This is a genomic window from Bacteroides sp. f07, assembly GCF_042854785.1.
Classification (GTDB): Bacteria; Bacteroidota; Bacteroidia; order Bacteroidales; family Bacteroidaceae; genus Bacteroides.
This window is the reverse complement of the sequence record NZ_BAABXI010000002.1, coordinates 1,182,415-1,206,293: the sequence shown is the minus strand read 5'-3', so window position 1 is coordinate 1,206,293 and position 23,879 is coordinate 1,182,415. Positions and strand designations below refer to the sequence as shown.

At 46.3% G+C, this 23,879-nt stretch carries 18 protein-coding genes and 2 pseudogenes; 14 read left to right on the top strand and 6 right to left on the bottom strand.

Features of this window, described 5'->3' with window-relative positions; all coding sequences use genetic code 11:
* The first annotated feature begins 7 nt into the window (after positions 1-7).
* Both kduI and ACGHVY_RS19655 read left to right on the top strand, forming a co-directional pair.
* The gene (gene kduI, locus ACGHVY_RS19660) at positions 8-928 is read left to right on the top strand and encodes a 5-dehydro-4-deoxy-D-glucuronate isomerase (protein ID WP_175631182.1); all 921 of its coding nucleotides are present in this window, start codon (positions 8-10) and stop codon (positions 926-928) included.
* 277 nt (positions 929-1,205) lie between these two features.
* The gene (locus ACGHVY_RS19655; protein ID WP_390600876.1) at positions 1,206-2,654 is read left to right on the top strand and encodes an MFS transporter; all 1,449 of its coding nucleotides are present in this window, start codon (positions 1,206-1,208) and stop codon (positions 2,652-2,654) included.
* A 398-nt stretch (positions 2,655-3,052) separates the two neighbouring features.
* Here ACGHVY_RS19655 and ACGHVY_RS19650 read toward each other — a convergent pair.
* From ACGHVY_RS19650 to ACGHVY_RS19625, 6 genes and pseudogenes are all read right to left on the bottom strand, one after another.
* Positions 3,053-3,664: pseudogene (locus ACGHVY_RS19650) on the bottom strand (DEAD/DEAH box helicase); the annotation flags it as partial.
* 90 nt (positions 3,665-3,754) lie between these two features.
* A pseudogene (locus ACGHVY_RS19645) lies at positions 3,755-6,535 on the bottom strand (AAA domain-containing protein); the annotation flags it as partial.
* Positions 6,510-7,334 carry a twin-arginine translocase subunit TatC gene (tatC, locus tag ACGHVY_RS19640; protein ID WP_390600874.1) on the bottom strand — a complete coding sequence of 275 codons (825 nt, stop codon included), beginning with the start codon at positions 7,332-7,334 and terminating at the stop codon, positions 6,510-6,512. The gene tatC and the pseudogene ACGHVY_RS19645, both read right to left, overlap by 26 nt.
* A 12-nt stretch (positions 7,335-7,346) precedes the next feature.
* Positions 7,347-7,565, bottom strand: a complete 219-nt coding sequence (locus ACGHVY_RS19635) for a twin-arginine translocase TatA/TatE family subunit (RefSeq protein ID WP_007751163.1) — start codon at positions 7,563-7,565, stop codon at positions 7,347-7,349.
* A 188-nt stretch (positions 7,566-7,753) separates the two neighbouring features.
* A complete protein-coding gene (locus tag ACGHVY_RS19630) occupies positions 7,754-10,294 on the bottom strand; it encodes a bifunctional UDP-N-acetylmuramoyl-tripeptide:D-alanyl-D-alanine ligase/alanine racemase (protein ID WP_390600871.1) in 2,541 nt (846 codons plus the stop codon).
* Positions 10,270-11,259 carry a GSCFA domain-containing protein gene (locus ACGHVY_RS19625; RefSeq protein WP_390600869.1) on the bottom strand — a complete coding sequence of 330 codons (990 nt, stop codon included), beginning with the start codon at positions 11,257-11,259 and terminating at the stop codon, positions 10,270-10,272. Before ACGHVY_RS19625 ends, ACGHVY_RS19630 begins: the two co-directional genes overlap by 25 nt.
* Positions 11,260-11,340: 81 nt before the next feature.
* Between ACGHVY_RS19625 and dxs the strand changes: the two genes are divergently transcribed.
* The 12 genes from dxs to nuoL all read left to right on the top strand — a co-directional run bounded on the left by dxs (position 11,341) and on the right by nuoL (position 23,878).
* Positions 11,341-13,245 carry a 1-deoxy-D-xylulose-5-phosphate synthase gene (dxs, locus tag ACGHVY_RS19620; protein ID WP_390600867.1) on the top strand — a complete coding sequence of 635 codons (1,905 nt, stop codon included), beginning with the start codon at positions 11,341-11,343 and terminating at the stop codon, positions 13,243-13,245.
* A 1-nt stretch (position 13,246) separates the two neighbouring features.
* Positions 13,247-14,587, top strand: a complete 1,341-nt coding sequence (gene trkA, locus ACGHVY_RS19615) for a Trk system potassium transporter TrkA (protein WP_308744674.1) — start codon at positions 13,247-13,249, stop codon at positions 14,585-14,587.
* Positions 14,588-14,611: 24 nt separating this feature from the next.
* Complete coding sequence (locus ACGHVY_RS19610; RefSeq protein ID WP_390600865.1) at positions 14,612-16,063, top strand: TrkH family potassium uptake protein; 1,452 nt, start codon at positions 14,612-14,614, stop codon at positions 16,061-16,063.
* 111 nt (positions 16,064-16,174) lie between these two features.
* On the top strand, positions 16,175-16,552 hold the full coding sequence (locus ACGHVY_RS19605; RefSeq protein WP_390600863.1) for a hypothetical protein: 378 nt from the start codon (positions 16,175-16,177) through the stop codon (positions 16,550-16,552).
* Positions 16,553-16,670: 118 nt separating this feature from the next.
* Positions 16,671-17,021 (top strand): NADH-quinone oxidoreductase subunit A, encoded by a 351-nt coding sequence (locus ACGHVY_RS19600; protein ID WP_191032095.1) that lies wholly within the window; start codon positions 16,671-16,673, stop codon positions 17,019-17,021.
* A complete protein-coding gene (locus ACGHVY_RS19595; protein ID WP_308744677.1) occupies positions 17,012-17,605 on the top strand; it encodes an NADH-quinone oxidoreductase subunit B in 594 nt (197 codons plus the stop codon). The genes ACGHVY_RS19600 and ACGHVY_RS19595 overlap by 10 nt, the downstream gene beginning before the upstream one ends.
* Before the next feature lie 94 nt (positions 17,606-17,699).
* On the top strand, positions 17,700-19,292 hold the full coding sequence (locus ACGHVY_RS19590; protein ID WP_308744678.1) for an NADH-quinone oxidoreductase subunit D: 1,593 nt from the start codon (positions 17,700-17,702) through the stop codon (positions 19,290-19,292).
* 93 nt (positions 19,293-19,385) lie between these two features.
* Positions 19,386-20,462 (top strand): NADH-quinone oxidoreductase subunit NuoH, encoded by a 1,077-nt coding sequence (nuoH, locus tag ACGHVY_RS19585; RefSeq protein ID WP_308744679.1) that lies wholly within the window; start codon positions 19,386-19,388, stop codon positions 20,460-20,462.
* Positions 20,463-20,474: 12 nt separating this feature from the next.
* Complete coding sequence (locus ACGHVY_RS19580; RefSeq protein WP_308744680.1) at positions 20,475-20,963, top strand: 4Fe-4S binding protein; 489 nt, start codon at positions 20,475-20,477, stop codon at positions 20,961-20,963.
* A 2-nt stretch (positions 20,964-20,965) separates the two neighbouring features.
* Positions 20,966-21,478 carry an NADH-quinone oxidoreductase subunit J gene (locus ACGHVY_RS19575; RefSeq protein WP_308744681.1) on the top strand — a complete coding sequence of 171 codons (513 nt, stop codon included), beginning with the start codon at positions 20,966-20,968 and terminating at the stop codon, positions 21,476-21,478.
* A 96-nt stretch (positions 21,479-21,574) separates the two neighbouring features.
* Complete coding sequence (nuoK, locus tag ACGHVY_RS19570; protein WP_242357440.1) at positions 21,575-21,883, top strand: NADH-quinone oxidoreductase subunit NuoK; 309 nt, start codon at positions 21,575-21,577, stop codon at positions 21,881-21,883.
* Between the two features lie 105 nt (positions 21,884-21,988).
* Positions 21,989-23,878 (top strand): NADH-quinone oxidoreductase subunit L, encoded by a 1,890-nt coding sequence (nuoL, locus tag ACGHVY_RS19565; RefSeq protein ID WP_390600858.1) that lies wholly within the window; start codon positions 21,989-21,991, stop codon positions 23,876-23,878.
* The last annotated feature ends 1 nt before the right edge of the window (position 23,879 follow it).

Genomic DNA, 23,879 nt, shown 5'->3' with positions numbered 1-23,879 from the left:
TCGAAAGATGAAAAAATTAGCAATTGCAATGATGTTGGGTATCGCAGCCATGTCTGCTTCTGCCCAGGTGAATTACAAGATGCAAGTGGCTTGCAGTCCGCAAGACGTGAAAACGTATGATACAAACCGCCTGCGTAGTAGCTTTCTGATGGAAAAAGTAATGGCTCCGAACGAAATCAACCTTACTTATTCCATGTATGACCGCCTTATCTTCGGTGGCGCTGTTCCTACCACTAAGGAACTGGTATTGGAAACTATCGACCCGCTGAAAGCTAAATTCTTCCTGGAACGCCGCGAGCTGGGTGTCATCAACATTGGTGGCGAAGGTATCGTAACCGTTGACGGCAAAGAATATACGCTGAAATTCAAGGATGCCCTGTACGTAGGTAGAGGCAAGCAGAAAGTGACTTTCAAGAGCAAGGATTCAAGCAATCCTGCCAAGTTCTATATCAACTCCGCTACTGCTCACAAGGAATACAAGACTCAGTTGATTACTATCGACGGACGCAAAGGTTCTTTGAAAGCCAACTCTTTCGCAGCAGGAAAGATGGAAGAAAGCAACGACCGCGTTATCAACCAGTTGATTGTGAACAACGTACTTGAAGAAGGTCCTTGCCAGTTGCAGATGGGATTGACAGAACTGAAACCGGGTAGCGTATGGAACACAATGCCGGCTCATACTCACAGCCGTCGCGTAGAAGCCTACTTCTATTTCAACGTGCCTGCCGACAACGCCATCTGTCATTTCATGGGCGAACCTCAGGAAGAACGCATCGTATGGATGCAGAACGAACAGGCTATCATGTCACCGGAATGGTCTATCCACGCTGCTGCCGGAACAAGCAACTACATGTTCATCTGGGGTATGGCTGGTGAAAACCTCGACTACGGAGACATGGACAAGCTCAAATATACAGAAATGCGCTAATCGTTGCGCGGCTCTGCATTACATATATAAAATCCGAGAAACTTCATCCTTTCCTCCCGCCGGAGAGAAGGGATGAAGTTTTCCGGGTTTTATGCATTCCGACACACCCCCCGAAATCACATACTATTTGTGTCATGAGGCGATGAATATGCCCTTTGAAACAAATAGCATATATAATGTAACGAATAATACATGAATTCGACCAATTTTTACAAATAAAATCCAGTCGAAATCCCGACCTTTGTCAACGAATCAAAATCTATTTAAATCCATTATCATGAATGCATTTCAAAAAACAGGCGAGAAAATGACAAACTACAGATGGACTATCTGTGCTATGCTATTCTTTGCTACTACAGTTAACTATCTCGACCGCCAGGTGCTTTCCCTTACCTGGGATGAGTTTATTAAACCGGAATTTCATTGGAACGAAGTTCACTACGGTACGATTACTTCCGTTTTTTCTATTGTATATGCAATATGTATGTTGTTTGCCGGCCGATTTATCGACTGGATGGGTACGAAGAAAGGGTATCTCTGGGCAATCGGCGTATGGTCGGCAGGTGCTTGTATGCACGCACTTTGCGGAATCGTGACCGAACAGTATGTAGGTATGCACAGCGCAGCCGAACTGATGGCTGCTACGGGTGACGTAGTGGTGGTGCTGGCTACCGTAAGTATGTACTGCTTCCTTGCCGCACGCTGTATCCTGGCTCTCGGTGAAGCGGGTAACTTCCCGGCTGCCATCAAAGTAACGGCGGAATACTTCCCCAAGAAAGACCGCGCTTACGCTACTTCCATCTTCAACGCCGGCGCTTCTATCGGTGCCTTGATTGCCCCGGTTTCTATCCCGCTGATTGCGAAAGCATGGGGATGGGAAATGGCGTTTATCGTTATCGGTGCCCTCGGCTTCGTCTGGATGGGTATGTGGATATTCATGTATGATGCTCCGTCGAAGAGCAAGCACGTCAACAAAGCCGAATTGGATTATATCGAACAGGATAAATACGAGGCAGGTGCCGCTCCTGTAGCTGTTGAAGAGAAAGATGAGAAGAAGATGAGCTTCCTTCAATGCTTCACTTACAAGCAGACATGGGCTTTCGCTGCCGGTAAGTTCATGACGGACGGTGTATGGTGGTTCTTCCTGTTCTGGACTCCGTCTTACCTGAACACCCAGTTTGACATCAAGACTTCCGACGGACTGGGGATGGCACTGATTTTCACGCTTTATGCCGTGACTATGTTGTCCATCTATGGTGGTAAACTTCCGACTATCTTTATCAATAAGACAGGTATGAATCCGTATGCCGCACGTATGAAGGCGATGTTGATTTTCGCGTTTTTCCCGTTGGTAGTATTGTTGGCACAACCGTTGGGTACGTTCTCTCCGTGGTTCCCTGTTATCCTAATCGGTATCGGTGGTGCTGCCCACCAGTCATGGTCGGCTAACATTTTCTCTACCGTAGGTGATATGTTCCCGAAAACGGCGATTGCAAGTATTACAGGTATCGGCGGTATGGCGGGTGGCGTAGGTTCTATGCTGATGCAGTTCGGCGCTGGTCTGCTGTTTGTTCACGCTGACGAAACGCACATGACATTTATGGGATTTGAAGGCAAACCTGCCGGATATTTCATCATGTTCTGTATCTGTGCCGTAGCTTATCTGGTGGGCTGGGTAATCATGAAGGCATTAGTACCGAAGTACAAACCTATCGTATTGGACTAAGCAATCCAATCTCAATATTATATTATAACAATGCAAGAGGGCGACTCATCACGAGCCGCCCTCTATTAATTACAAATAATTCTTTCAATGAAAAAAAACAAAAAAGCCTCTTCTCACGAAGAAGGCTTTTTAGGTTTACTTACTCTGCATCATCATCCTGCAACTATTAAATGAAATTGACATACTAAAAAAGCAGTGTCTTTGCATTCCAATAATGAAGAATAGTAAACGTTAAGATGAAAAAAAGGGAAGTCTCACGACTTCCACAATTCTTCTAACCTTAAATCTAAATCTCTATGAAAAAAACGTGCTGCAAATATAGGCGTTTGTTCATTATAGAGGTGTTAATGAATCGCATAAAGAGAGAATAAAAACTAACATCTGCAAAAATTAGCGAATTACCCCCTATTCTCTATTAATTTTAATAAACTTTGGTAAAGCGGACTAGATTCCAAGAACTTTGGTACACCCGTTATAAACATCTGTTTTCGTGCACGGGTAAGGGCTACGTTCAGTTTCCGGTCTATCAGTACCCCATCCTCTTCTGTTAAATTAGAGACTAATTTTAACTGATAATAACTATTAATGCAGCAGGAATAGATAATAACATCCCGTTCGCTGCCTTGAAAACGCTCGACAGTATCTACCAATATCCGGTTGAGTGCCGGAATACCCAATGTTTCTATTTCTTTTTTAATAAGAGCAATCTGACTCCGGTAGGGAGTTATGATTCCTAACGTGCGGGATTCGTCAAAACTCTTCTGATTACTTTCGTAAATACGGACAGCCAGACCGGCAACAATCCGGGCTTCCGAAGAGTTTATCTTGACAGACGTTCCTGCCTGTTCCGGCACGGAAGGATAAAAAGCGACACGGGAAATATGTTCGGAATCCTCCAGTTGGTGAGGTAATCCGACGGGAATCAGACGCCCGCCATAGAAAGCACGGTTGGCAAACAAGGCTACTTCGGGATGCATACGCCCTTGACGGCAAAGCATATCGAATGAACGACCAGTAGCCGACGATGCGTTACCGGCAATAACGGATGACGCGCTGCCGGCAATAACGGGCGACACGCTGCCGTTGCCAGAAGAACAATTCCGGTAAAGACGTTCGAACAGCGAGTCTTTCAGGTTTGCCAGCCCAATCGACAGTAACGCTTCATCATAGATAGCAGATTGCTCCGTATTTTGCAGCACAACGGCAGGAAGCTGTTTATGGTCGCCAATCAGGATAAACTTATCAATAGCGTTCCGGTCATCTTCGCCACGGGCACAAAGAATACCTAATAATTGCGGTTCGAGTATCTGGGTAGCCTCATCTATGATGGATACATTGAAATGTTTCAGACGGAATAGTTCCGGTTTGCCGGAAATAGCAGCGACTGTTCCCACAATAATGCGGCAATTCCGGATACGTTCGTAAACTTCCGAACGACGGTTGCAGGACGACAGTTCGTTTTCTATCAGATGGTCGCGGTAGTTCTCGTCACACGATAATTCGCTTCCGACACGGATAAAATCGACAACCGGGCGGATAGAAGCCAATGACTTGCATATCTCATCAACGGCACGGTTGGTATATGAAAGCAACAGAATCTGAGTATCCTTGTCGGCGTGGAACGTCTCTACCATTTTCTTTAGTGCGCAGGAAGTCTTGCCCGTTCCCGGCGGACCGACGAGAAGGAAATAATCCTGTGCGGCTTTGGCCTTCAGCGCAACACGGGTGAAATCGTCTTCTGCCCGGGAGATAAGGGTATCCAACGATTCATCAAACTTCGGCGGACGTTGCGAAAGTAATAAGTCACGGCGGTCCTGTGTAGCAGAGAGATAAGCATATAATCCCTGATACATGGAACGAAAGGTAGTGTCCATCGTATCGTGCTCTATGGCATAAAGACTTTCTGCAGGAAGCACGGAAGGGTTCTGCTGCGTAGAGCGCAGGCGGATACCGATTTCATTATCTGCCAGGGACTCGATATTTCCCTTGAATACCATTTTATTGGTTACGTTATCCGTCGGATGGTTGCGTTCATAGAGGATGATGGCATCGCCCTGACGGAAATTGGGAAGTACGTTTTGTATTCCGTCGTCTATACTTTCTTTTTGCGAAAGCTCTTGTGGCAATTCTTGCGAAGATTCACAATTTCGTGAGCGTGTCAGCAGCAAATGAGCTTTATACTCATCAGCAGCATGATTTTCCTTTATTCTCAAATCATAGATAATCTCCCCTGCCTCACACTTCTCGGCCAATGTGGAAAGCCATAAAGAAGCGGCTCCCGTGCGTCCTTCATAGTCTACATCTCCGGACTTGGAAGTATAAAGTTCTTTGGTAAGGAAGTTATATACGGCATAGAAATATTTTTTCTCCAGTGGCGAAAGAGCTTTCAATTTCTCTTGGAAGCTGTCGATAGACGGGCGCAGCCAGATTTCCCAAAAGCGTCCTTTCAGCCCCCGTTCATTCAAGGTGGCGGCGTTGATTTCTTCCAGTTTCTGTTCCGTATATTCCAGGCTGTTCCGTAATTGAATACCATATTCATTGGCAACAATCCGGTTGCGCAAGTCAATCACCCGGCGCACCATTGCCCAAGAAGGACGGGACGGATAGAGAAGCGGGTAACGGGTATAGAGCAGATAGGCTTTTACCTTCCGGTGATCCATCCCCATAGAGTATTGAAGAACAGCCTGATAGAGAAGCATCTGCACTTTATTGTTCTCCTTGGGTTCTACTTTGCCACGGATGGCGTACTCGTCGGCTTTGCCCGACTTCATTTCTATGAAGGAAGACATATCCCGTTGCATATAGTCGAGACGCCCTTGCAGGCCGAGTGCCTCGCAGATATAAGAGGGTTCGAGCACTGCGTCTGTCTTATCGAGTTCGTATCCGGCGGCATGAAAAGTATCATTCACCGTTTCGCGAATATGCTCAAAGTGCAGTTTGCAGTCGTCAAAGAATTGGCGTTCCTTCTCCCTGTCCCGCAAATCGGGACAGGCTGCCAACTCGATAGGATAGCGCCGGAAGGCTTTTTGCATACAAGTCCGGTAGTCAATGTCTTCGTCCTGCGCGTGAATCCATTCATCGAGAAAAAGATTGGCTATATTTCCCAGCAACAGGGGACGCGCATTCTCAATCGGCTGAAGACGGGAAAGGTAATAATTTGCCGGATGATGCCCGTAGTCGCGGAAACACTCGGCAAGGGAACTGATGTCAATCAGGTAATCCGGTTCGAGAACAATAAACGAGGGGGTCAGTATTCCTGCTTCATCAATTGCGGTATCCAGCAAGTTGAGTTGGGCATGACGCCAAAGCAGTTTGCACGTTTCTGCAAATTCTTCGTTAATTTGAGGTATATTATAGCGGACAAGATAAGGTTTCTCCGACACTTCATCCAACGGGGTCACATACAAATACTGTTCATCCGCATACTGAAAGCATACGCGCATCCGTTGCACCCGTTCACGGGCGGGGGGAGCAACCAAATAAGTAGCATCCGCTTTCGGAAACAACCGGTACAGTTCTTCCGGTATGTCTTCTCCGGAAAGTTTGCGGATAAAGAAAGCTATTGTTTTTGCATCCCGCAAAAGATGCTCCCTCACCGGTTCCTGTTTACGGTTCAGAATGGCATTCGAAGTCAACCGGAAAGTATGCAGCCTGTTCTGTTCCACAACAGAAAGCCCCACTTTGGCAGCTACAAAACTAATCCGCGCAGAAAGGTCGGTCATCTGCAGGCTTTCATTGTGCATATAAAAGCGGCAGAACCTTTCCAACAAATCCCGCATCTGCTTGTACCCGACCGCCAGATACGAATCATCCGCCCGACAGACAGCTAAAAGTAACTCATAAGATTCTATCGCTTCACTCTTCCGGCAGGGCAACTTCATCTTCAATCTCTTCTTCTGTGTTTTTCTTGTCCTTTATCATCAGAATGCTCATTTCGTAGAGCAAATAAAGCGGAATAGCAACGACGCTCAACGTGAACGGGTCGCCCGTCGGAGTGATTATGGCGGCTGCTATCACAATGACAACAACGGCATGGCGACGGTATTTCCGCAAAAAGGACTTATTGACTATTCCCAGCAATGAAAGCAGCCACGTCACCAATGGCAGTTCAAAGGCCAGCCCCATGCAGAGAATCAGCATCATGAAATTGTCGATATAGGAATTGAGTGACAGGATGTTCTCCACTTCCGAACTTAGCTGATAAGTGGAGAGGAAACGGAGAGTTAACGGATAAACCATAAAATACCCCAGCAAGACACCGATGAAGAACATCACTGTTCCGATGGTTAATGCCTTGCGCACTCCTTTCTTTTCGTTGGGATAAAGAGCGGGGCCGATAAATCGCCACACTTCAAAGAAAAGATAAGGCATAGCCGTCACAACCGACATCCAAAAAGCTGTCGACATATGTATAAAGAAAGGAGCGGCCAAATTTATATTGACCAGCTTCACCTGAAATTCTTGTGTGAAAAAGTCATCGGTCAGGTCGAATGTCTGTCCGATATGACGTAATAAATCGTAGAATATGAAATCATTATGGCATGGCGCCAAAATCACATGATCAAAGAGATAGGGCATAGCAATAAAATAACCTACTGCCAATACAAACCAGACTCCGATCACCCGAAAAAGTACCTTGCGCAGTTCATCCAAATGATCCCAAAAGGTCATTTCTGCCATTCGTACTTACTTTTACTTACTTGAGTCCGCCGGTTTGTCCAAGTCTTCTTTCGCCTTGTTTATTTCTTCTTTGGCATCGTTCACCCCATCCTTGAAGCTCTTCACGCCTTTGCCCAAACCACGCATCAGTTCAGGAATTTTCTTTCCGCCAAAAAGCAGGAGAATAACCAAAGCAATAATAATCCACTCGGAACCACTAGGCAAGAAACCTAATAATAATAAGTTTGTCATACGTTTATCTGATAAAGAGGTTTTTATTAGTTGGTGCAAATATAAAGAAAAACGGCAAACTGTAAACGGTAAACGATGAATTATTTATGTTAGTTCACTTTCATTCATCATTTACCGTTTGCTGTCCACCGTTTATCATTAACGGATTATCGTTTGCCGGTCTTTCTGTTTTCGCTTATCGCCAGACCTTATTCCTGGTAATAGACCCGTTTCACCCGCGTCGAAATGCTGGTAAGGACTTCGTAAGGAATCGTATCCAACTTGTCGGAGAGAACCGTTATCGGCAGGTCGTCACCGAAAATAATCGCCTGGTCACCTTCGCGGCAGTCGATGTCGGTCACGTCTATCATACAGACGTCCATACAGATATTGCCCACATAAGGCGCTTTCTTTCCGTTCACCAAGCAATAGGCATTTCCCCGTCCCAAGTGGCGGTTCAGTCCGTCGGCATAACCGATAGGAATGGCGGCGATACGTGAAGGACGCACCAGATGCCCCATCCGGCTATACCCTACCGTATCTTCTTCGGGCACATCACGTATCTGAAGTATCGTTGTCTTGAGGGTACTTACATTATGTATAATCGAATTGTCTATCGGGCTGACTCCATAAAGCCCGATTCCCAAGCGCACCATATCAAACTGCGCACCGGGAAAACGTTCAATTCCCGCCGTATTGCAGATATGACGGAGAATCTTATGAGAGAAAGCGGCCTGCAATTCCTGCGAACCTTTTTCAAACAGCTCTATCTGCTGGCGGGTAAAGGCATCGAACTGAGGAGAATCGCTTCCTACAAAATGAGAGAATACCGAACGGGGAATCACCGCGTTCTGATTCTTCAGACGGCGGATAAGCAAAGGTATATCTTCGATGGCAAAACCAAGACGGTGCATCCCCGTATCCAGTTTTACATGAATCGGGAAATTGGTGATTCCTTCTTTTTCGGCAGCTTTGATAAGTGCATCGAGCAGATGGAAATTATAAACTTCCGGTTCCAGTTTATAGTCGAACATGGTCTTGAATGCCGTAAGTTCCGGATCCATAATCATGATAGAGGAAGTGATGCCCGCTTTGCGAAGTTCGGAACCTTCGTCGGCAACGGCCACTGCCAGATAATCGACATGATGCTCCTGCAAAGTCTTGGCAATTTCATACGAACCGGCTCCGTAAGCAGAGGCTTTCACCATACATATCATCTTCGTCTCGGGATGGCGGAGCATGGCACGGTAGTGGTTCAGATTTTCAACCATCGCATGCAGGTTTACTTCAAGGATGGTTTCATGCACTTTCAATTCCAGTGCTTCGGATACTCTGTCGAAGTTGAATATACGCGAACCTTTTATCAGAATGACTTCCGAATGAAGGGATTTAAGTATGTCTGACGCCAGAAGGGCTTCGGTATTGGGGAAGAAATAGCGTTCGATATCATCATTAAACCGGGCGGCACACGAAGAAATCTCCGGTCCTACACCAATCAGTTTATTGATTCCACGACTTTGAACCAGTTGGGCTACACGCCGGTAGAGCGTTGCCGTGCTTTGTCCGGTTTCCAGTATATCCGACAGGATAAGCGTCCGGTTCAATCCTTTCTTTTCAGAACGGCGGACAAGAAAGTCAAGAGCGATATCCAGAGATGCCAGATCTGAATTATAACTATCGTTTATCAAGACACAGTTATTCTTTCCTTCTTTTACTTCCAGGCGCATGGCAATCGGTTCGAGACGTGCCATTCGTTCTGTAATCTGGTCGGCAGGAGTCATCAGATAGAGACAGGCTGCCAGGCAGTTCAGCGCATTTTCTATGGAAGCATCGTCGATAAAAGGAATACAGAAAGTATTATCCATATCCAGATAACGGTAGGAAATAACAGTGTGGTCTTCCTTCTTTGTCACGCGACTGATATGTAGCGGACGTTCGATGTCGGTACGGCTCCAGGCAATTTCACGGGCTGTCAGCATTGATTTTGCAACGCAATTGCTGATTAGCTCATTATCACCGTTGTAGATTACGACATCACAGTCTTTGAAAAGTGTCAGTTTCTCCATGCACTTTTCCTGCAATGAGAAGAAATTCTCCTGATGGGCACCGCCGATATTTGTCAGAATACCGATAGTGGGCTTTATCATTCGCTTCAAGGCTCCCATCTCTCCCATTTCGGAGATGCCTGCTTCGAAGATTCCCAATTCCGCTTCCTCATCCAGTTGCCATACAGAGAGCGGAACACCAATCTGAGAATTATAGCTGCGCGGAGAACGGACGATACAACGATCCGGACTGAGCAACTGATGCAGCCATTCTTTCACAATCGTCTTTCCATTGCTGCCGGTAATACCTATTACGGGTATTTTGAAATTCTCACGATGCACTTCGGCCAGCTTCTGCAAAGCTTTCAAGGGATTGGGGACAATGAGGAAGTTGAGAGTGGAGAATTGAGAATTGAGGATTGGCTGCGCACCATCATGCTGCACAGATTTCTCCACTCTCCATTTTCCATTCTCAATTTGTTTAAAGTCTTCTTCGGAGACAACAAAATTACGGACTCCCCTGTCATACAAATCAGGGATATAGCGTGCGCCACTATTTCGTTTGGTAGCTAAAGCAAAAAAAAGAGTTTCTTCAGGAAAACTCAGAGAACGGCTGTCTGTTAACAGCCAATCAATAGTCGCCTCATAGTCGCCCACACGGCGGGCACCGATACTTTGGGCTATGGATTTAATCGCATATGACATAGTTCTGTTTCTTTTTGAAAATCTAAGTACGGGTATTTTCCGATAAGTCGTTCTATTTTTAACACTATTTGTCCTAAAAAGCGTTGATACGCCACTGAACCGGGATGAAAGGGTTTATGAGCCAGATCGCGCCGGATGTCTTCGACTTCTTTCATAATCTGCTTTGTCTCAGCAGAAAAGAATGTTTCGGAGAAGCGTTCCCACAAGTAACGGATTGCCAATGGAGACGGATGCAGCATATCGTCCGCATAAAAACGGTAATCACGCAATTCGTCCAATACTATTTCATAGGAAGGGAAATAGAAGACGTGTTGCGGGAAGAGTTGCTGCAAGCGGTCGATGGCGAGTAATAAAGTGGATTTACTTAGTTGGTTGGCGTGCATCCCGTCGCGGATATGACGGATAGGACTTACCGTAAACAGAATCTTCATATTCGGATTACGGGCTGCCAGGCCGGTAATCAATGAAGTATATTCGTCTACTATTTCATCTACAAGAAGAAGCCTGCGGTTAAAGTTATTTTCGGGCAGTTTATGGCAATTGGCAACAACCTTTCCCGTTTCTTTTTGTTCATAGACGTAAGCCGTACCGAAAGTCAGCATCAGCCAATCAAGTTTCTGCATAGTCCGGTGGGCTTGCTGCAGGCGGCTGTTGATATTCTGTAATGTATCTTCCGGAGCAGATGCGGAAAAAGAACCGTGATGCATCGGGCTGTGCCACAGTCCTCTATAAACAAACAGGTCTTCTTCTGTATATTTCTTTTTCGTTGCAATCTCCCGCAAAGCGGATAAGATAGATAAAGGATTATAAAGAATACCGAAAGGATTCAGGTCCAGCCGGAATTTGGCATCCATCAGCAAGGCACCTATATTCTCGGCAAAACAAGACCCCATCAAAAGGATATGGTCTGCATGGCTGACAGACGGAAGTCCGCCGGGCAATTCCACAGATGTTTGAAAGTTCATACGATTTTCCATCACTTTATTACATTTCGTATGCAAAAGTATACTTTCTTTTCGTACTTTTGCACTAAATTTTCTCGAATCATGAATAGTGAACCGATATATAACTTGCTAAACGCTATTAATTACCCCGAAGACCTACGAAAACTAAACGTAGAGCAACTGCCGGAAGTATGCGATGAACTGCGGCAAGACATTATTAAAGAACTCTGCTGCAATCCGGGACATTTTGCCGCCAGTTTGGGGACAGTGGAACTGACGGTAGCCTTGCACTACATCTACAATACGCCCTATGACCGTATTGTATGGGATGTGGGACATCAGGCATACGGCCATAAGATTCTGACGGGACGTCGTGAAGCCTTTTCCACCAACCGGAAGTTTGGCGGAATCCGCCCTTTTCCATCACCGGAAGAGAGCGAATACGACACTTTCACGTGCGGACACGCCTCAAATTCTATCTCCGCCGCTCTCGGTATGGCTGTCGCCGCCGCCCAGAAAGGAGACTCCCAACGTCATGTAGTAGCTATCATCGGTGACGGTTCCATGAGTGGCGGGCTGGCTTTCGAAGGGCTGAACAATGCATCTGCTACACCAAACAACCTGCTTATTATCCTGAATGACAACGATATGGCTATCGACCGCAGTGTCGGCGGCATGAAACAGTATCTTTTCAACCTGACGACTTCCAACCGTTACAACCAGTTACGCTTCAGAATGTCACGGGTGTTGTTCAAACTCGGCATCCTGAATGAGGAACGCCGTAAGGCACTGATACGTTTCGGCAACAGCCTGAAATCGATGGCTGCACAGCAACAGAATATTTTCGAGGGAATGAATATCCGTTACTTCGGTCCGATAGACGGGCACGATGTAAAGAATCTTGCCCGCGTCCTGCATGATATTAAAGATTTGCAAGGACCGAAAATCCTGCATTTGCACACTGTAAAGGGAAAAGGGTTCGCCCCGGCAGAAAAACATGCTACCGAATGGCACGCTCCGGGCAAGTTCGACCCTGTCACCGGCAAACGTTTCATTGTCAACACGGAAGGAATGCCGCCTCTCTTTCAAGATGTATTCGGAAATACATTGGTAGAACTTGCCGAAGCCAATCCGAACATTGTCGGCGTGACTCCTGCCATGCCCAGCGGCTGTTCGATGAATATCCTTATGGAGAAAATGCCGAAACGTGCATTTGATGTCGGCATCGCCGAAGGACATGCCGTTACTTTCTCCGGTGGTATGGCGAAAGACGGATTGCTGCCGTTCTGCAATATCTATTCTTCTTTTCTGCAACGGGCACATGATAATATCATCCATGACGTAGCGATACAGAATCTTCCTGTGGTATTGTGTCTCGACCGTGCCGGACTTGTCGGCGAGGACGGGCCTACGCATCACGGAGCTTTCGATATGGCTTGCCTGCGTCCGATACCCAATCTGACCATTTCCTCGCCAATGGACGAACATGAGTTACGCCGGTTGATGTACACGGCGCAACTGCCGGACAAAGGCCCGTTCGTAATCCGTTATCCACGGGGACGCGGCGTGCTGGTGGACTGGAAATGTCCGTTGGAAGAAATCCCGGTAGGGAAAGGAAGGAAGTTGAAAGACGGTGACGACCTTGCGGTTATCACTATCGGACCGATAGGAAACACGGCTGCCCGCGCCATCACCCAGGCAGAAGCCGAGCTTGGCAAATCCATCGCTCATTACGATTTGCGTTTCCTGAAACCGCTGGACGAGGAGTTATTACATGAAATAGGCCGCAAATTCGAGCGTATCCTGACTATTGAAGACGGTATCGTCAAAGGTGGTATGGGTAGTGCCGTCCTTGAATTTATGGCGGACAACGAATACAAGCCGACAGTGAAGCGTATCGGTATCCCCAATATATTTGTGGAACATGGTTCAGTAGCTGAACTTTACCATATCTGCGGCATGGACGAGGAAGGTATTCTGACTAAAATAAAAGAATTTATCTATTGACATGAAGATTATTATTGCCGGTGCCGGCAACGTAGGCACCCATCTGGCCAAACTGTTATCGCGCGAAAAGCAAGATATTATCTTGATGGATGATGACGAGGAGAAACTAAGTGCTCTCAGCGCCAACTTCGACTTACTGACAGTAGCCGCCTCTCCTTCTTCCATCTCCGGTCTGAAAGAGGTGGGTGTCAAAGAAGCCGACCTGTTTATCGCAGTCACCCCGGACGAAAGCCGCAACATGACTGCCTGTATGCTGGCTACCAACCTGGGAGCCAAGAAGACAGTGGCACGTATCGACAACTATGAATATCTTCTGCCCAAAAATAAAGAGTTCTTCCAAAAGCTGGGAGTGGATTCGTTAATCTATCCCGAGATGTTGGCTGCCAAAGAAATCGTATCCTCCATGCGTATGAGCTGGGTACGCCAATGGTGGGAATTCTGTGGCGGAGCTCTCGTACTGATAGGTACAAAGATGCGCGAGAAAGCGGAAATACTGAATATTCCTCTTTATGAACTGGGCGCGCCGGATATCCCTTATCACATAGTAGCCATCAAACGCGGAACGGAAACCATTATCCCGCGTGGAGACGATGTAATAAAACTGCATGATATCGTTTACTTCACCACCACCCGCAAATATATTCCTTATATACGCAAGATAGCCGGCAAGGAAGATTATGCCGACGTACGCAACGTGATGATTATGGGCGGAAGCCGCATCGCAGTCCGTACCGCGCAATATGTGCCGGACTATATGCAAGTAAAAATCGTAGATAACGACATCAACCGTTGCAACCGATTGACAGAACTGTTGGATGACAAAACAATGATTATCAATGGCGACGGCCGTGACATGGATCTTCTTATCGAAGAAGGACTGAAAAATACCGAAGCCTTTGTTGCCCTGACCGGAAATTCCGAAACCAATATACTGGCCTGCCTTGCCGCCAAACGCATGGGCGTGAAAAAGACTGTGGCGGAAGTGGAGAATATCGACTATATCGGCATGGCGGAAAGTCTTGACATCGGTACGGTCATCAACAAGAAGATGATTGCCGCCAGCCATATTTATCAAATGATGCTGGATGCCGACGTGTCCAATGTGAAATGCCTGACGTTTGCCAATGCGGATGTCGCAGAATTTACCGTACCTGCCGGAGCAAAAATAACAAAGCATCTGATCAAGGACCTGGGACTTCCGAAAGGAACAACTATCGGTGGTATGATTCGTAACGGAGAAGGAGTACTGGTTACCGGTGATACGCTGATTCAACCGGGCGACCATGTGGTCGTATTCTGCCTGAGCATGATGATAAAAAAAATAGAGAAATTCTTTAATTAGACAGTAAGTAGCAGGAATTTATTTATGATTAACTCTAAGATGATATACCGGATTCTGGGTTTTCTGCTGCTCATAGAAACAGCAATGTTACTATGTTGTGGCGGTGTCTCTCTTTTCTACAAAGAGGGTGACTTTCAAAGTTTCCTGATTTCATCGGCTATTGCAGCCAGCGTGGGCATCCTATTGCTCGCCATCGGCAAAGGAGCGGAAAAATCACTCAACCGTCGTGACGGATATGTCATTGTCAGTGTGGCATGGGTCACGTTCTCTCTTTTCGGAATGTTACCTTATTATATAGGGGGATATATTCCAAGCGTCACCGATGCATTCTTCGAAACCATGTCGGGGTTCAGCAGTACGGGCGCTACTATCTTAAATAATATTGAATCAATGCCGCACGGAATACTTTTCTGGCGTGCCATGACACAATGGATTGGCGGTTTGGGAATTGTATTCTTTACCATTGCCGTCCTGCCTATTTTCGGTGTCGGTGGCATTCAGGTATTTGCGGCAGAAGCCAGCGGCCCGACTCACGACAAGGTACATCCCCGCATTGGCATTACCGCCAAATGGATTTGGGGTATTTATGCCGGAATGACGGGAACTCTCATCGTGTTGTTAGTATTTGGCGGTATGAGTGTTTTCGACAGTATATGCCATGCTTTCACAACGACCAGTACCGGTGGTTTCTCTACCAAGCAGACTAGTATTGAATACTATCACTCTCCTTATATAGATTATGTAATCTCTATTTTCATGTTTATGTCAGGGATCAACTTCACGCTGTTACTGTTAATGTTCAATGGTAAGATAAAGAAGTTTATCCATGACGCGGAACTGAAGTTCTATTTTATATGCGTTTCCTTCTTCACTCTATTTATCGCTGCCTGGCTCTACCAGACATCTTCGATGGGAGCAGAAGAAGCATTCCGCAAATCACTTTTCCAAGTGATTTCATTGCAGACTTCCACGGGATTCGCCACAGCCGACTATATGCTCTGGCCTTCCATTCTTTGGGGCTGTCTTCTCATCGTGATGATTATCGGAGCCTGTGCCGGCAGTACGACAGGTGGTATCAAGTGTATCCGCATGGTTATCCTGTTTAAGGTAGTGAAAAATGAATTCAAACATATCCTGCACCCCAATGCCGTGCTTCCGGTACGTGTAAACAAGCAGGTTATCTCCCCTTCCATCCAGTCCACAGTACTGGCTTTCACCTTTTTGTATGCAGTGATTGCTCTTATCAGCATACTTATTATGATGGGCTTGGGAGTCGGTTTTCTGGAATCGGTCGGAACTGTTATCTCAAGCATGGGTAATATGGGGCCGGGACTCGGCACATGTGGTCCAGCTTTCTCATGGAGCGCATTACCTGTTCCCGCCAAATGGCTGGTTTCTTTCTTAATGCTTCTGGGACGTCTGGAATTATTTACGGTACTGTTGCTTTTCACTTCCGATTTTTGGAAGAAAAACTAAGTAAGGAGTTGATATAAATCAAGTCGAGTGCTAAAAAAACCTTTTTTGCCACCCGGACTTTGCAAAAAGTATAAATATTAGTCCTATATTTGCAGCCGTTAAAAGAGAAAGATGAAACAAAGCTTAAAATTCGGACTACTTTTAGTACTGACTTTGCTTATTCATTGCACTACAAATGGAGCAATAGAAAATATCTGCAAGGTTTCTTCCCCGACTTATCGTCAGGAGAGGTGCTATGTGTCCCAAGACCGTCCGGTGCACAACGCTTTGGAACGTCTCTATAACTTTTATTCTACCCAATCCTGCGATATGAGCCATACGGACGTTACACATGTTCCGGCAGATAAAAGTATGCTATTGCTGATTGCTTATTTCTGCGAGCATTACAAACTTCAAAGTCCGCCCGATTCCGCATCGCTTCACACTCCTACTTATTACCACGATCCTATCTCCTATTATATATATAGGTTAAGAAAGATTGTGGTTTAGACGACAGTACAGTCGGCCTTTTTGCCCGTCACTTATATTACAGTTGGTTTCATCCCCCGGAGGGTGGATAAGCCGGTTGTTGATTTCTATAATATTCAATCTAAACAGCTATTGAATTATGAATTTTACATTTTTAGTTGTTGTTTTACTGACAGCGCTTGCTTTTGTCGGTGTAGTGATAGCCCTCTCACGAGCTATTTCACCCCGTTCGTACAATGTACAGAAGTTTGAAGCTTACGAATGTGGTATACCGACACGTGGTAAATCATGGATGCAGTTCCGTGTAGGTTACTACCTGTTTGCTATTCTGTTCCTGATGTTCGACGTTGAAACAGCTTTTCTGTTTCCGTGGGCGGTGGTCATGCGTGAAATGGGACCGCAGGGACTTATCAGTGTTCTCTTCTTCTTTATTATTCTAGTTCTGGGTCTTGCTTATGCCTGGAGGAAAGGAGCTTTGGAATGGAAATAACCAAAAAGCCAAAAATAAAATCAATTCCGTATGAGGAGTTCGTCGACAATGAATCATTGGAAAAGTTGGTCAGGGAACTTAATGCCGGAGGGGCAAACGTCGCTCTCGGAGTTCTCGATGACTTTATCAACTGGGGACGCAGCAACTCGCTGTGGCCGCTTACCTTCGCTACCAGTTGTTGCGGTATCGAATTCATGGCACTGGGTGCCGCGCGTTATGACATGGCCCGCTTCGGGTTTGAAGTAGCCCGTGCCAGTCCGCGCCAGGCCGACATGATTATGGTATGCGGAACAATCACGAACAAGATGGCTCCTGTATTGAAACGACTCTACGACCAGATGCCCGACCCGAAATATGTGATTGCCGTAGGTGGATGCGCTGTCAGTGGCGGTCCTTTCAAAAAGTCCTACCACGTAGTGAACGGAGTGGACAAGATTCTTCCGGTAGATGTATATATCCCCGGATGCCCACCGCGTCCCGAGGCTTTCTATTATGGCATGATGCAGTTGCAACGCAAAGTGAAAATAGAAAAGTTCTTTGGTGGAGTGAACAGGAAAGAGAAGAAACCGGAAATTAATGATTAATGTAATAGTGATTAACGATTAACTGTTGATTGATACACTGTTGTATTCAAAAGACGTTCATCACTAATCGTTCATCACTAAACACTATATAAACATGCAAGAAATACAATTTATAGCCCCTGCAGCATTACACGACGAGATGTTGCGCTTGCGAAATGAAAAGCAGATGGACTTTCTTGAAAGCCTCACCGGTATGGACTGGGGAGTAGCGGATGAGAAAGACGCTCCGGAGAAACTCCGCGGTTTAGGCGTAGTCTATCATCTGGAATCTACCGTCACAGGCGAACGGCTAGCACTGAAAACTGCGACAACCAACCGTGACCTGCCGGAAATACCATCTGTCAGTGATATTTGGAAGATAGCCGATTTCTACGAACGCGAAGTTTTCGATTATTACGGCATCACCTTTGTCGGTCATCCCGATATGCGCCGCCTTTATCTGCGTAACGACTGGATAGGTTATCCGATGCGCAAAGACAACGACCCGGAGAAAGACAATCCGCTCTGCATGACCAATGAAGAAACGTTCGACACGACTCAGGAAATTGAGTTGAACCCGGACGGAACAATCAAAAGCAAAGAGACGAAACTCTTCGGAGAAGAAGAATACGTAGTCAATATCGGTCCGCAACACCCTGCGACTCATGGTGTAATGCGTTTCCGTGTTTCCCTTGAAGGTGAAATCATCCGTAAGATTGACGCAAACTGCGGATATATCCACCGGGGTATCGAAAAGATGAATGAAAGTCTTACTTATCCTCAGACGCTGGCTCTGACAGACCGTCTCGATTATTTGGGCGCACATCAGAATCGTCACGCATTGTGTATGTGTATCGAGAAAGCGATGGGTATCGAAGTAAGCGAACGTGTGCAATATATCCGTACGATTATGGATGAGTTGCAACGTATCGACTCCCACTTGTTATTCTACTCCTGCCTCGCTATGGACTTGGGAGCACTGACCGCTTTCTTCTACGGCTTCCGCGACCGTGAAAAGATTCTGGACATATTTGAAGAAACGTGCGGTGGACGTTTGATTATGAACTACAATACAATTGGCGGCGTACAGGCTGACCTCCACCCGAACTTCGTCAAACGGGTGAAAGAATTTATCCCGTATATGAGAGGTATCATTCACGAATATCACGATATATTCACAGGCAATATCATCGCTCAAAGCCGTATGAAAGGCGTGGGTGTATTGAGTCGCGAAGATGCTATTTCTTTCGGCTGCACCGGTGGTACCGGTCGTGCCTCGGGTTGGGCTTGCGACGTACGTAAGCGAATGCCTTACGGTGTATACGACAAAGTAGATTTCAAAGAAATCATTTATACCGAAGGTGACTGCTTCGCCCGTTACCTGGTACGTATGGATGAGATAATGGAAAGTCTGAACATCATCGAGCAATTAATAGACAATATCCCCGAAGGGCCGTATCAGGAAAAGATGAAGCCAATCATCCGTGTTCCCGAAGGCAGTTACTATGCTGCCGTGGAAGGAAGCCGTGGTGAATTCGGTGTCTTCCTCGAAAGCCAGGGCGACAAGATGCCTTACCGCCTGCACTATCGCTCTACCGGTTTGCCACTTGTTGCGGCAATTGACACTATTTGCCGGGGAGCCAAGATAGCCGACTTGATTGCCATTGGCGGAACAATAGATTATGTGGTTCCGGATATTGACCGATAAGTTAACGATTAACGTTTAGTGATGAACGATTAACGGAAAAGAATGCATCAATATGTTAATCACTAATCATTAAACACTAAACACTAATTAAATATGTTCGACTTTAGTATAGTAACAAATTGGATACATGAGCTGCTTCTCTCCATTATGCCTGAGGGAGTGGCTGTATTTATAGAATGTGTGGCTGTCGGCGTGTGCATTGTTGCACTGTATGCCATTCTCGCTATCATATTGATTTACATGGAGCGCAAGGTCTGCGGGTTCTTCCAGTGCCGTCTCGGCCCGAACCGTGTGGGCAAATGGGGTTCTATCCAAGTGGTATGCGACGTGCTCAAAATGATGACTAAGGAAATCTTCATGCCGAAAGGCGCCGACCATTTCCTCTACAACCTGGCCCCGTTCATGGTGATTATCGCCTCGTTCCTTACTTTCGCTTGTATTCCTTTTAATAAGGGAGCGGAAATTCTGAATTTCAACGTCGGAGTATTCTTCCTGTTAGCTGCTTCCAGCATCGGAGTTGTCGGCATTCTGCTTGCCGGCTGGGGTAGTAACAACAAGTTCTCCCTGATTGGTGCCATGAGAAGCGGCGCGCAGATAATCAGTTATGAACTTTCCGTTGGCATGAGTATCATGACGATGGTCGTGTTGATGGGAACCATGCAGTTTTCTGAAATCGTGGAAGGGCAAGCCAACGGCTGGTTCATCTTCAAGGGACATATCCCGGCTGTAATTGCTTTCATCATCTACCTGATTGCCGGAAACGCCGAATGTAACCGCGGCCCGTTCGACCTTCCCGAAGCGGAAAGTGAATTGACTGCCGGATACCACACCGAATATTCCGGTATGGGTTTCGGATTCTTCTATCTGGCAGAATATTTGAACCTGTTTATCGTAGCCAGTGTTGCCGCCACTATCTTCCTGGGAGGATGGATGCCGTTGCACATTGTCGGCCTGGACGGATTTAATGCCGTAATGGACTATATCCCCGGATTCATCTGGTTCTTCGGCAAGGCATTTTTTGTGGTATTCCTGCTGATGTGGATTAAATGGACTTTCCCACGTCTGCGTATCGATCAGATTCTGAATCTGGAATGGAAATACCTGGTTCCTATTTCTATGGTGAATTTATTAATCATGGCTTGTTGCGTAGCCTTCGGCTTTCATTTCTGATAAATGAGAATTATGGAATATAAAGATAAGAAATATACGTACTTAGGTGGTCTGGTGCACGGCATCAGCACACTGGCAACGGGTATGAAAACCAGCATCAAGGTGTACTTCCGCAAGAAAGTGACCGAGCAATATCCCGAGAACCGGAAGGAACTGAAGATGTTCGACCGGTTCCGCGGAACACTGAACATGCCCCACAATGAGAATAATGAACATCGCTGCGTAGCCTGCGGATTGTGTCAGATGGCTTGTCCGAACGATACGATCAAAGTGACCAGCGAAACGATCGAAACCGAAGACGGCAAGAAGAAGAAAATCCTGGCGACCTATGAATATGACTTGGGAGCCTGTATGTTCTGCCAACTTTGTGTAAATGCTTGTCCGCACGATGCTATCACGTTCGACCAGAATTTCGAACATGCAGTATTCGACCGCTCCAAGCTCGTCCTGAAACTGAATCATGACGGTAGTAAAGTAATAGAAAAGAAAAAAGAAGTTTAGATATGGGATCAACACTTGAAACAGTAGTATTCTACTTTTTGGCAGCATTTATTATTGCTATGTCCATCATGACGGTGACTACCCAACGGATTGTCCGCTCGGCTACTTACCTGCTCTTCGTGCTCTTCGGCACGGCCGGCATCTACTTCTTGCTGGGCTACACCTTTTTGGGCTCCGTCCAGATTATGGTTTACGCCGGTGGTATCGTCGTGCTTTATGTATTCTCCATCCTGCTAACCAGTGGCGAGGGAGACCGCGTCGAGAAACTAAAACGGAGCCGGTTCCTGGCAGGGCTCTTTACGATGGTTGCCGGACTGGCAATTATCCTGTTTATCACACTGAAGCATAATTTCCTGCAAACCAAGAATCTTGCCCCACTGGAGATAAACATCCACACCATCGGACACGCCTTGCTGAGTAGTGACAAATATGGTTATGTATTGCCTTTCGAAGCTGTCAGTATCCTGTTGCTGGCCTGCATCATCGGTGGTATCATGATTGCCCGCAAGAGATGAAAATAACGGGGTAGTGGTGAGTAATAAGTGATTAACACTTTGCATTACCCCCTTTCAGTTATTAATCATTAATCATTAAACACTAAAGCACTATATATGATACACATGGAATATTATCTGGTAGTCTCTACCATCATGATGTTTGCAGGAATCTATGGATTCTTTACCCGCCGTAACACGCTGGCTATCCTGATTTCAGTAGAGTTAATGCTGAACGCCACGGACATCAACTTTGCCGTGTTCAACCGTTTTCTCTTCCCGGAAGGAATGGAGGGCTATTTCTTCGCACTGTTCTCCATCGCCATTTCGGCCGCGGAAACTGCAATAGCTATCGCCATCATGATCAATATCTACCGTAATCTCCGAAGCATCCAAGTCCGCAACCTCGACGACCTGAAATGGTAAAGGCGAAGCGGTGCCAAGGTGCCACTTCCAGGTTTCCATTCGGATAAACAGATGAGTTTATGATAAATATAAGTAATAATAAAACAAGTAATTAAATAAAACTGTATGGAACTAACAATTCTAATACTCCTTCTTCCTTTCTTCTCCTTTCTTATACTGGGAATCGGGGGAAAATGGATGTCACATCGGACGGCGGGTATCATCGGTACTCTGGTACTGGGAACGGTAACGGTACTGTCTTATGTGACTGCTTTCCAATATTTCTCCGCCCCGCGGCTGGAAGACGGAACATTTGCCACATTGATACCTTATAATTTCACGTGGCTTCCTTTTACAGAGACATTACACTTCGATCTGGGCATCCTGCTCGATCCCATATCTGTAATGATGTTGATTGTCATCTCTACCGTGTCGCTGATGGTACATATCTACTCCTTCGGCTACATGAAAGGCGAGACCGGCTTTCAACGTTATTACGCTTTCCTTTCCCTGTTTACTATGTCAATGCTGGGATTGGTAGTAGCGACAAATATCTTCCAAATGTATCTCTTTTGGGAATTGGTGGGTGTAAGTTCGTATTTATTAATCGGATTCTACTATACAAAACCTGCAGCAATCTCCGCTTCCAAGAAAGCATTTATTGTCACTCGTTTTGCCGATTTAGGCTTCCTGATTGGTATCCTGATTTACGGATATTATGGTGGAACATTCGGTTTCACTCTGGATACGGTATCACTGGTCAGCGGTGGAGCTGCCATGCTTCCGTTAGCCCTCGGCCTGATGTTCGTGGGTGGTGCCGGTAAGAGTGCGATGTTCCCATTGCATATATGGTTGCCCGATGCAATGGAAGGGCCTACTCCGGTCAGTGCCCTGATCCATGCGGCAACGATGGTAGTTGCCGGAGTTTATCTCGTGGCACGTATGTTCCCGCTCTTCATCGCATATGCTCCGAACACTTTGCATATGGTAGCCTGGGTAGGTGCATTCACTGCCTTCTATGCTGCAAGTGTAGCTTGCGTGCAATCGGATATCAAGCGTGTACTCGCTTTCTCTACTATCTCACAGATTGGTTTTATGATGGTAGCTTTGGGCGTTTGCACTTCCATGAACCCGCACGAAGGCGGATTGGGATACATGGCATCCATGTTCCATCTCTTCACACATGCCATGTTCAAAGCACTGCTCTTCCTTGGTGCAGGTAGCATTATTCATGCGGTACACTCCAATGAAATGTCCGCAATGGGCGGATTACGCAAATATATGCCTGTCACTCACTGGACATTCCTGATTGCCTGCCTTGCCATTGCGGGTATTCCCCCGTTCTCCGGCTTCTTCTCGAAAGACGAGATTCTGGCAGCCTGCTTCCAATACAGCCCTGTAATGGGTTGGGTGATGACGGTAATTGCCGCGATGACTGCTTTCTATATGTTCCGTTTGTACTATGGGATCTTTTGGGGCAAGGAAAACAAAGAATTGCACGCTCACCACACGCCGCACGAAAGTCCGTTAGCGATGACATTCCCCTTGATGTTCCTGGCAGCGATAACCTGTGGAGCCGGCTTTATTCCTTTCGGACATTTCATCAGTTCGAACGGAGAGTCTTACTCTATCCATCTCGACCTGTCGGTAGCTGTCACAAGTGTGGTTATTGCCATTATTTCTATTGCCATCGCTACCTGGATGTATAAGAATGCCAAACAGCCCGTTGCCGATTCGTTGGCAAAACAGTTCAAGGGATTGCACAAGGCTGCTTACAATCGTTTCTATATTGATGACATATACCAGTTCATTACGCACAAGATTATCTTCCGCTGCATCTCTACTCCTATCGCATGGTGGGATCGTCATGTAGTGGACGGATTCTTCAACTTCCTGGCATGGGCTACCAATACTACAAGCGATGAAATCCGTGGTTTACAGAGCGGTCAAGTACAGCAATATGCATATGTGTTCCTTTGCGGTGCACTGGCACTTATCCTACTGTTGATTCTCTAAA

What these genes read in the sequence shown, in the direction of transcription:
- kduI (WP_175631182.1), top strand. Translation starts at nt 8, where the DNA reads ATGAAAAAATTAGCAATTGCAATGATGTTGGGTATCGCAGCCATGTCT.
- ACGHVY_RS19655 (WP_390600876.1), top strand. Translation starts at nt 1,206, where the DNA reads ATGAATGCATTTCAAAAAACAGGCGAGAAAATGACAAACTACAGATGG.
- tatC (WP_390600874.1), bottom strand. Translation starts at nt 7,334, where the DNA reads ATGGCAGAAATGACCTTTTGGGATCATTTGGATGAACTGCGCAAGGTA.
- ACGHVY_RS19635 (WP_007751163.1), bottom strand. Translation starts at nt 7,565, where the DNA reads ATGACAAACTTATTATTATTAGGTTTCTTGCCTAGTGGTTCCGAGTGG.
- ACGHVY_RS19630 (WP_390600871.1), bottom strand. Translation starts at nt 10,294, where the DNA reads ATGTCATATGCGATTAAATCCATAGCCCAAAGTATCGGTGCCCGCCGT.
- ACGHVY_RS19625 (WP_390600869.1), bottom strand. Translation starts at nt 11,259, where the DNA reads ATGAACTTTCAAACATCTGTGGAATTGCCCGGCGGACTTCCGTCTGTC.
- dxs (WP_390600867.1), top strand. Translation starts at nt 11,341, where the DNA reads ATGAATAGTGAACCGATATATAACTTGCTAAACGCTATTAATTACCCC.
- trkA (WP_308744674.1), top strand. Translation starts at nt 13,247, where the DNA reads ATGAAGATTATTATTGCCGGTGCCGGCAACGTAGGCACCCATCTGGCC.
- ACGHVY_RS19610 (WP_390600865.1), top strand. Translation starts at nt 14,612, where the DNA reads ATGATTAACTCTAAGATGATATACCGGATTCTGGGTTTTCTGCTGCTC.
- ACGHVY_RS19605 (WP_390600863.1), top strand. Translation starts at nt 16,175, where the DNA reads ATGAAACAAAGCTTAAAATTCGGACTACTTTTAGTACTGACTTTGCTT.
- ACGHVY_RS19600 (WP_191032095.1), top strand. Translation starts at nt 16,671, where the DNA reads ATGAATTTTACATTTTTAGTTGTTGTTTTACTGACAGCGCTTGCTTTT.
- ACGHVY_RS19595 (WP_308744677.1), top strand. Translation starts at nt 17,012, where the DNA reads ATGGAAATAACCAAAAAGCCAAAAATAAAATCAATTCCGTATGAGGAG.
- ACGHVY_RS19590 (WP_308744678.1), top strand. Translation starts at nt 17,700, where the DNA reads ATGCAAGAAATACAATTTATAGCCCCTGCAGCATTACACGACGAGATG.
- nuoH (WP_308744679.1), top strand. Translation starts at nt 19,386, where the DNA reads ATGTTCGACTTTAGTATAGTAACAAATTGGATACATGAGCTGCTTCTC.
- ACGHVY_RS19580 (WP_308744680.1), top strand. Translation starts at nt 20,475, where the DNA reads ATGGAATATAAAGATAAGAAATATACGTACTTAGGTGGTCTGGTGCAC.
- ACGHVY_RS19575 (WP_308744681.1), top strand. Translation starts at nt 20,966, where the DNA reads ATGGGATCAACACTTGAAACAGTAGTATTCTACTTTTTGGCAGCATTT.
- nuoK (WP_242357440.1), top strand. Translation starts at nt 21,575, where the DNA reads ATGATACACATGGAATATTATCTGGTAGTCTCTACCATCATGATGTTT.
- nuoL (WP_390600858.1), top strand. Translation starts at nt 21,989, where the DNA reads ATGGAACTAACAATTCTAATACTCCTTCTTCCTTTCTTCTCCTTTCTT.